General features: G+C 50.3%; 7 protein-coding genes. 3 read left to right on the top strand and 4 right to left on the bottom strand.

Annotated features, from left to right (window positions below):
* The 3 genes from L0156_30370 to L0156_30360 form a co-directional block, all read right to left on the bottom strand.
* Positions 1 to 1,811 (bottom strand): tetratricopeptide repeat protein (locus L0156_30370; protein MCI0607306.1); only part of this gene is annotated, 1,811 nt, incomplete at its 3' end.
* Positions 1,808 to 3,745: a tetratricopeptide repeat protein gene (locus L0156_30365; protein MCI0607305.1), complete on the bottom strand. Its 1,938-nt coding sequence runs from the start codon at positions 3,743 to 3,745 to the stop codon at positions 1,808 to 1,810. The genes L0156_30370 and L0156_30365, both read right to left, overlap by 4 nt.
* Positions 3,696 to 4,562 carry a sigma-70 family RNA polymerase sigma factor gene (locus L0156_30360; GenBank protein MCI0607304.1) on the bottom strand — a complete coding sequence of 289 codons (867 nt, stop codon included), beginning with the start codon at positions 4,560 to 4,562 and terminating at the stop codon, positions 3,696 to 3,698. Before L0156_30360 ends, L0156_30365 begins: the two co-directional genes overlap by 50 nt.
* Before the next feature lie 512 nt (positions 4,563 to 5,074).
* Between L0156_30360 and L0156_30355 the strand changes: the two genes are divergently transcribed.
* From L0156_30355 to L0156_30345, 3 genes are all read left to right on the top strand, one after another.
* The gene (locus L0156_30355; GenBank protein MCI0607303.1) at positions 5,075 to 5,497 is read left to right on the top strand and encodes a hypothetical protein; all 423 of its coding nucleotides are present in this window, start codon (positions 5,075 to 5,077) and stop codon (positions 5,495 to 5,497) included.
* A gap of 517 nt (positions 5,498 to 6,014) precedes the next feature.
* Positions 6,015 to 6,833, top strand: a complete 819-nt coding sequence (locus tag L0156_30350) for a hypothetical protein (protein MCI0607302.1) — start codon at positions 6,015 to 6,017, stop codon at positions 6,831 to 6,833.
* 389 nt (positions 6,834 to 7,222) lie between these two features.
* A complete protein-coding gene (locus tag L0156_30345; GenBank protein ID MCI0607301.1) occupies positions 7,223 to 7,744 on the top strand; it encodes a DinB family protein in 522 nt (173 codons plus the stop codon).
* Between the two features lie 162 nt (positions 7,745 to 7,906).
* Here L0156_30345 and L0156_30340 read toward each other — a convergent pair whose 3' ends face one another.
* Positions 7,907 to 8,245: a phage integrase N-terminal SAM-like domain-containing protein gene (locus L0156_30340; GenBank protein MCI0607300.1), complete on the bottom strand. Its 339-nt coding sequence runs from the start codon at positions 8,243 to 8,245 to the stop codon at positions 7,907 to 7,909.
* Between the last annotated feature and the right edge of the window lie 322 nt (positions 8,246 to 8,567).

The raw sequence follows: 8,567 nt of genomic DNA, 5'->3' as shown, positions 1-8,567 counted from the left end.
TCTACCGCATTAGAATCATCTGCAAGATGGGTGGCTGTATGCGTAATGAAGGAGTGTAATGTGGGAGCCTGGATCTGTGCGAAAGTAAGTTTTTGCCTCTCAGAAAGCAGCGAAAAAACTGTTTCACGGCTTTTCGTCAGAACCCCATTGGCTTCAGCAAACAGGAGATTTGCTTCAGGATGCCGGTCAGTAGCGGCAAGCAAAGATCCAAGGGCTCTGAGTGTTTGAGCTAAAGATGGGTGTTGGGATCCTAAAGTCTTTTGTCTCAGGTCCAGAGATTTCCTCAATAGTGGCTCGGCGAGGTCATTTTTCCCGGACTCATGGTAAAAAGAGCCCAGGTTGTTCAAAGCCGCGGCCACGAGGGAACTTTCAGGACCAGCCGTTTTTTCCCAGATGAGTAAAGCTCTCTTGATCAGAGGTTCGGCCTCGTTATGTCGGGCGCTTACTCTGTATAAGTCGCCAAGATTATGCAGTGAAAATGCGGTGTCGGGATGCTCAGGTCCAACAGCCTTCTCACGAATCAATAAAGACTTCCGGAAAAATGGTTCGGCCTCATTGTATTGGCCTTTGCGAAAATGGAGCATACCGATATTGTTTAGAGGCACTGCTACAAGCGGATTTTCCACGCCGAGCTGTTCCCAGTTTTGCAAAGCTTTTTTGTAAGCGGATTCTGCCTCAACGTAACGTCCGGTTTCACTGTAATGTTTTCCCAGGTTGTTCCATGCATAACCTAGCTCTCGTGGAGCAGGATTCTTCTCCACGGCAGCCAGCACGCGCCGATACAAAGGCTCCGCATCTGCATATTTGCCCATGGCGGTGTAAAGAGTGGCTAAATTGCTCACATCGGTGGTCACATGATAATGATCAGGGCCGAACACTTTTTCTTCAATTTGAAGAGCTCTTTGATAGAGGGGTTCAGCTTCTATATATCGTCCACGACCGTGGTACAGAACGCCTAGATTATTCAAACCTGCGCCTACGTGAGGATGTTCCGGGCCCATTTTTTCTTCGGCGATTTTGATCGATCGTTGATAAAGCTTTTCCGCTTCCTCATATCGCGCCGATCTTTCATAAAGAAGCGCTAAACGGTTCATTGTTTCTGCCGCTTCCGGATGCTCCAGCCCAATTGTCTTTTCCTGAATCGCCAGTGAACGCTTAAAGAGCGACTCTGCGTCAGCACCTTTTCCTTTAAAATTAAGAAGATCGGCAAGTTCATTGTTTGCCCGCGCTATTTGGGAATGTTCGTTTCCCCACGCTTTTTCTCCGATCGCGATCGCACGCCTGATCTGAGTTTCCGCCTCCACGTAATTGCCGGTATCCTTGTAATACCTTGCAAAGTTCGTAAGTACGGTCACCAGATCCGGAGTGTCTTTGCCCAAAGTCTGGTCGAATAACTTCACCGATCTGATAAACAACGGTTCCGCTTCCTTTAATCTGCCGGTTTTGCGGTAGAAGTCCGCAAGCAATGCAAGAGTTCTTGCTGTGTCGGGATGATCCGTCCCCAAATGTTTTTCGCGCAAAGCAAGCGCACGTTGTAAGGCCGATTCTGCTTTTTCTCGATAGACCATCGCGGTGCACATGCGACCGAGCTCGTGCAATGTGCCCGCAAGCTCCTTTGCCTCTGCTCCTAAAACGCGTTCCCGAATTGCCAGTGAACGCTCCATGATGGGGACAGCATCGCGATAATATCCTTTGTCGAATAGCGTTCTGGACTGCTGAAAAAGCTGATCGGCCTCGTGAAGATCCGAATTCGCGCCGGCAGCAATTGCCTGAACAAAAACCAGGGAGAAAAACAGTAACTTTCGTTTCATTCGAAATACAAAATCCGGTGAACGCGCCCTTCTTGAATTTCGATCGCAAAATTGTCATGGACCTGAACGGAGCCCGCAGGAGTCATAATCGTTCGCTTCGGTTTTTGCAAAGCCTGTAAAGTGAGTCCTTCAGGCGGATCTGTTTCCAGGATTTCGATGCCGTCATCGATCACAAGCAATTTGCGATCGCTGTCGTTATAAAAGGCACCTTGGAGTTCGCTCGTTGAAAAGGATTGCTTTTCCATTTTTTCCAACATCTGACGAACAGAAGCAGTCATCGGACCAAGAGTCACCGGAGAATCGATTTCCGATTTCGCTTGTGCGCTTTCTTTCAAATTCAATTTTTTGCGGGCCGCCATTGCCAGAAGACCATCAGGTTCTAATTGCAAGAATCTTCTCAGACTTTCATGAGAATCTGATTCCATAAGTGCTTTATTGTAGAAGCCGGGAGCGTAAGCTGAATTCGAGTTTGTGACATCCTCCAAAATCGAGAGTGGAAGGCTAATCTCTGATGGGTTGGAGAGATAGAGAGCCACAGCCTTGTTGTTCATTGCTGCGAAATCGCCGGACTTGAGTTTCAATGCCTGATCCAGGACTTCCAGCGCCTGCGTGTACTGACCCATCACGATCTGAAGGGAGGAGAGGTTGATCCGTGCGGATAAATAAGATGGATCCATCGCGGTCGCTTTTTTGAAGGAATCCTGAGCCTTTTGTATCTCTTGTAGAAATCCTTCTTGTTGCAGACAAGGCGTTGTTGAAGGTGTTCGGAATTTCGCGGCACGGGTTTGCGGATCAAGCAAAGTCGCCAGGTACACTCTCTGCACCGCGTCCGGGTCGCACGTGGAGAGTCTTTGCATCGCCATTTGATAATGAGTGAGCCCCAGATTATTCCATACTTCGCGTCCGGGAAAGATTCCTGCAAAATGTCGCAGAAGCAAAGAAGCGTCTTCATAGCGTCCCAGTTGATAGAGGCGAGTGCCGAAATAGAAATAGTCGAGGTCCCTGACAACTTTTCGCAGGTGAACGCGCAAAAATTCCGCGCGTTTTTCCGGGCCAGGATGTTCGCGATCTTCGTAAGCCAGCTTCTCAGGAAGTTGTGAGACCCAATCCTGAATGAAACTGGTTTCAGGCTGAATGACACTGCGTGGATCAAAACCGGCAAGAGCGGCATAGACCAGGCCATTTACATCGGCGTCTAATTCTTCTTCACGTGAAACTCCTGGTAATGCAGTCTCTTCTTCGACAGCAGAAAAGGCAGCAAGATGAACGAAACGGTGATTCTTTTGATGCACCAGTTCGTGACCGATGACAAATGCCATCCGTGCATCACCCTGTTCAGCCGGTACCTGGCGATAGCAGAGTTGAAGGGCGTCTTCGGTTAGTAGAATGCTGCCGTCACGCAAACTAAGAGCTTGCGGCGCGCCGGCATTGCCGAGCAGCACGAGATGGACCGGCCCCGATTTGTTCATTTCCATCACAGGAAGTAGACGCTGAAAAACTCGTTTCGCACGACCAGCGAATGGATTCTGTTCCGGCAAAAGTCCGTGCTTATGAATCCAGTAGTCGGGTTGAGCCGATGATTTTTCAACTGATTCGGGAGCCCGTTGCTCCACAGCAATCCGGCTCGCGAACAGAACCAATGCCACGACAGCGGCAGCTGCCAGTATTCTGTAAATGTTTCTCCTGCGTCTTTGACTTTCATCTTTTGCCACTTCAGCAAAAACGGTGTAGCAATCAGAGCAAAACCCAAGATGCTCCGTCACATTCGCGTGCTCTTCACGGGGTAATCGACCTTCGATATACGCCGCAACTGTTTCTGCGGGCGGACAACTTGCATCTAATGGATCAACCATTTCTGTCGCCAGCAACCTGCCAAGGATTGGGTCAGGTTCCTTCTTGTTTAGACGGACACTCTTGCGATTGTTGTGTTTCATTTAGGAAATCCACGTCAATTGTCTTTACGCTGTGTTCTGTGATTTCACGGATCCGATCTCGGGACAAACTGCGTGATTGTAATTCCTTTTGCAAATCAGACAATATCTTTCGTAGACGCCAGTAAATCTGCAATTTCTTTTTCTTGAGCAGCCGGGCGATCTCCTCAAAAGTAAAATCGTCTTCAAAACGCATTTTCAAAATGAGACGATCTGCTCCCGACAACCCTTGAATGAAATCTCTTAAGACCTGGGACAGTATTTGAACGCTTTCCTCCATTTTTGGGTCTGGAGCCTCTGTTGAGGTAATCAGGCCCGGGCCTCCGACGGCATCGATGGGAACAAGACGAACTGTTGTCTTTCCCCAGCGTTTTGGAAGCTTCTGTGCAAGCTGGTGCAGCATTTCCGGCTGAAGATCCATTCCCTGGCGGGAACTTAGTATCTGGCATGCTTCGTCAAAACTGTGGTGTTTCTTGTAGAGCAGCTCCTCCAATTGGACTGCAAGGGAGCCCAGTTTTTGTGCCGTTCCGGATGGCCGCCATTTGCCCTTTCGAGCAATTTCATAATCGATACAAAGGCGATGAATGACTGTCTTTATATATAGAGGTAGACTGCAACGCCCTTGAAATTTTTTGAGCACCGAGTAATCGTTGTCGAGAAATTTCGTCTTGACATGCGAGCAGAAATCATCCAGCTCATCGGAACCAAAACCATGGCGTCGGGAAACCGATCGGGCGATGCGCTCGATTATCTGGAGATTGGACAGGAAAAGCGATTCAAAGTCCTTAGTTCCCGTTTCGCGGAGCCAGAAACGAATCATTTCCGCGCCTCTTTTGTATATGCTACTCCAATTCGCTACAAACTTATACGGATTGAACTGACTTTCGGATTACTCCGGCTTATCGAGCGGGCTTGTAACTCCAAGCTTGTTTCGATTGAGTCGTCTCACCACTGCTCCGGCTCCCGCGCCTCACTCAGTCTTGTCGCTTGAAAGAAGCGATCAGGGAAAGTTGCGAGCGAACAGATCGTTCAAGCGGACAACACCTGCGCCTCATTCAGTCTTGCTGCTTTGCAATCGGCTAAAAACATCTACTCACCGGCACTGTTTTCAAGCTAAAATAGGTCGCAGCCGGGAAAAGTCGCAAGCATCAAGCCTTCATTCGGCTTGGTGTTGCCGCTGAGGGCGTTCCGCGGCCTAAATCATGAATCGCACAGAAGCTCTGGAATTTCTCAGACAGCATCAGCCGATGCCAACTGAAGAACAATTGACAGATGAGTTAATAAACACGTTCGATGAAGTCCGAAGATACAGCCATAAAAGCGTGGTAACTTGTGCTTTCCGATGGTTATTTCATTGCGAATCCCGATCCGGAAAGCATTCCCTTGTTTCTTAACGCATTTGCGTACGACATGGGTCTTGGCGTTTACCAAGTCTGCGATGATGTGTTCCGTCATCATGACAGATCGGTCGTCGTCCCCCACCTGATTGCCGCTTTACAGTCCCCGCAAATCGGTGTTCGTTGGTGGGCATCACAGTTCCCGATGGACTTTCCATCATTGCAACTACTGGAACCGCTCAAAAGAGTCGCAAACTCTCCGGAAGACATTGAAGCTCATTATTTCGTCCTAGCATCAATCGGATTTATCCATAACGCAACTGGAAGTCCCCAAGCCGTGGAATTTCTAAAGGAACGGTTATTAACTGAAACAGATGTTGAAACGCGAGAAATGTTGCTAGAAGACGTTGGCAAATAGGCCGCCTAACAAGTCGCCGAAAACTATCATGAGAAATTCAACCACGCTCACCATTTGCTCTATAAACGCTCAAAAACAATTCTTAGGCGTTGAACCCCTCCGATTTTCGCTACGTTTCGCGGACCGCGGGAGTTTTCGGACAGTCTCCAGCGCTGATCCTTGGTGTGCTATCCAAATACCTTGGCAGTCGAAAAGAGATAGTGGGTGGCCGATTCGCTAAACTCAGCCATGGCGCAGCCGTCGTTTTCATTGTCTGCACCTTCGTTCATGGATCAAGCTTCATCATCGGGCTTCTACGTTGATCGACCTCGGCGCCAAACAAGTCGCTGCACCGGACAGCACCCGCGCCTCGCTTAGTCACGCTGCTTGCAGTACGGCTTAAAAGCTTTAATGCAAGGAAACGGCAAATCGGCTATCATGTTTTAGTGTTGGGGCAGGCTGCAAGCAGCGGGCCTACGTTCGTCACGGCTGCGGCGACTGATCTCCGGCGTTCGGCTGCACGACTTAACACAATCGCATGCAAAAAGACTTCTCTCCAAGTTCGAGAGAACAACACGTTGCGATCTATGATCCACATGCGTTGCCTGCTGGGTTTCCTATCGATCCGGATCTAGAGAGCGCTGAACCTTCTCCACCTCCAAAAGAAGCCATCGCCTCTCTCGCAAAAGAAGGCTTAGCGTTCGTATTGCATATCCCTCATGGAGATTGCGAACCTCACATTAAGTGTTTTATTAATGAGGAACCTCCGGATTACCTCATTGAGAAAGCAGGCCAAAAGGCTCGTGTCGTGAATTCACTTATGCATGTTCCGAGCGGGACCATCATTTCGGATGGTATTGAATTCCTCTGCTTTCCCAACACAAAAAGGCAGCACGGATTATCTGAAGAGATTCAGATACCACCAGGGGATTATCGTCTCACCGTTTACAGCCTTGTACGCTGGAAAAATCGCAACAGCGATAGCGAGTTCCGCAGGCTTACTTCCTCTTCAGGTCGATTCGCTGAGAAAATCATGAACAGCCTCGGATGTCTTGCTGCCGCAATGTTCCCTGGCAATCTAATATTCGCACCTATCCTCATATTACTTGTTGGTTCACTTTCTTCTTGGCGGTCTGCGATCAAGCTTGCCGTGGCAATCCTCATCATTGATATTCTCCTTCTCATCGTTTTTCATGCATTGGAACGTCTAGAACAAAGGTTTCCGATCCTCCGTCAGGCGCACAAGATTCGTGAAACGTTTGAGCAGGAAAACCCAGATATTGTTCTACACTTAGCACGCCAAACCGACGCCACCTCAAATAATTCGACTCCTGCTTATCATGCAATAAAGAGGTAACTAGCAAACGTGCTGCCGAACAATTCGCTGCACCGGACCGCAACCGCGTCTCGCTCAGTCACGCTGCTTGCAGAGCGGTTAGAATCCTTTTTGCTGGGGAACCTATTTACTGCTATCATTGTTTGGTGCTGGGGAAAGATGCAAGCAGCGCGCCTTCGCTCGCCGCGGCTGCTGCCGGTGAGCTCCAGCGATAGGCAGCGCGGGCCAAGCCCGCGCACCGAAGGGAGAAAACGACGAGCAATGCACGGTCGCGCCTTTCGGGTCCCGTCGAGCAGTGGGTCAGGTTCGTGCAGGACTTGCGTGCCCACACGGTCTCCTTCGACCATCGGGTGGCTTACCGGTAATATCCTGCATGTGGATGGCGGGGAAAATATCGTAGGATGAATCGCATGATGGAAGATGACGATGGGATGGATTGCCTCGACCTGCTCGAGGAGACGCCGGCGATTCTGCGCGGTTTGATGCGTGAGCTCAATCATGACGACGCTGAGTGGAAGCCGGCGCCGGATCGCTTCTCGGTGGCCGAGGTGCTGGCGCACCTTTCGCATAGCGAAGGCCACTGCTATCGCATGCGGGTGGATCGCTTTCTGAGCGAAGAACTGCCGGAGTTCGAACCGGACGATGCGCAGATGTATCTGGATCTTTATAAGGGCGCCGATGCAGAGGATGCCTTCGATCATTTCGAGGAGCAGCGCGAGACGAATATCGAGTTCCTGCGCTCACTGCCGCGCGCCGCTGGGGAACGGCGTGCCATGCACCAGGCTGCGGGCGAAATCACACTCCAGCAGATGCTCCACGAGTGGGCGATGCACGATCTGGGGCACATTCGTCAGGTGGCTGAACTGGTGCGGGCAGGCAAGCACTGGCAGGCCGCGGGAAAGCTGGGGGAATCTTACAAGCTACGCCCGTAGCGCGCCGTCGGAGCACATTGTGAGTCGGAAAATGAGGGTCGTAAACGTGGCAAGAATCGTGGTCACAGTTTTGTAAAAAGTATATTTAGCACCTTTTCAGTAGCCTGGGAGAAGCACCACGCGGCCGTTCGTCCAGGACTTCCGTACCCACACGAGTTTCGTTCAAGCATCGGGGCGGGTCCGTGCAGAACTTCCGTGCCCACACGGGTTTTGTTCGAGCAACGGGGCGGTTCGTGCCTGCGTTTTCGTTGGGCCCCACAACATAAAATACTCCCATATTTCCTCATCGCTGATCTGATCCGGTCCCTTTCCGTCATGCTCCGCTAATTTCCGGATCCCTCGCACATACGATTCTTGCGTCCGCTCTGCCAGGCCTTGCAATTGCATATCTCCAAGCATCCGCAATTGCATTTGCTCCAGAGCATCTATTTGTGGTACTCCTTCTATTGTTGGGTTGACAATTTGTTGTTGAAGCTGTTTTAAACGCTGTAGTTCATTCATGACGGACCTCCTTACGCATACTGTAGTAGCTAAGGAGGTCCTTTTTAAAATGCCGTCAACCGTTTTGCTCAGCCTATTACCGGCGCGCCTGCGCGCCTAAGTTCAACAATTCGCTCAACCCGCCGCTCCTCGGGCGGGCGCGGGTTAGCTCAAGCGTTATGCCGCAATTGCGCGAAGCGAGTGTTATGCGTTATTGGCAGCCGCCTGAATATTGACGCAGAAAGGATCACACAATGAATCGAGCATCTGTCATTATTGAATCACTTTGGTACTTCTTAGGAGGAGCGATTGCCCTGTTCGTTGCAGTCCAATATGGCATCCC

The sequence above is a fragment of the bacterium genome (assembly GCA_022616075.1).
In the GTDB taxonomy this organism is placed as follows: Bacteria; Acidobacteriota; HRBIN11; order JAKEFK01; family JAKEFK01; genus JAKEFK01.
This window is presented reverse-complemented; position numbering and strand designations above follow the sequence as displayed.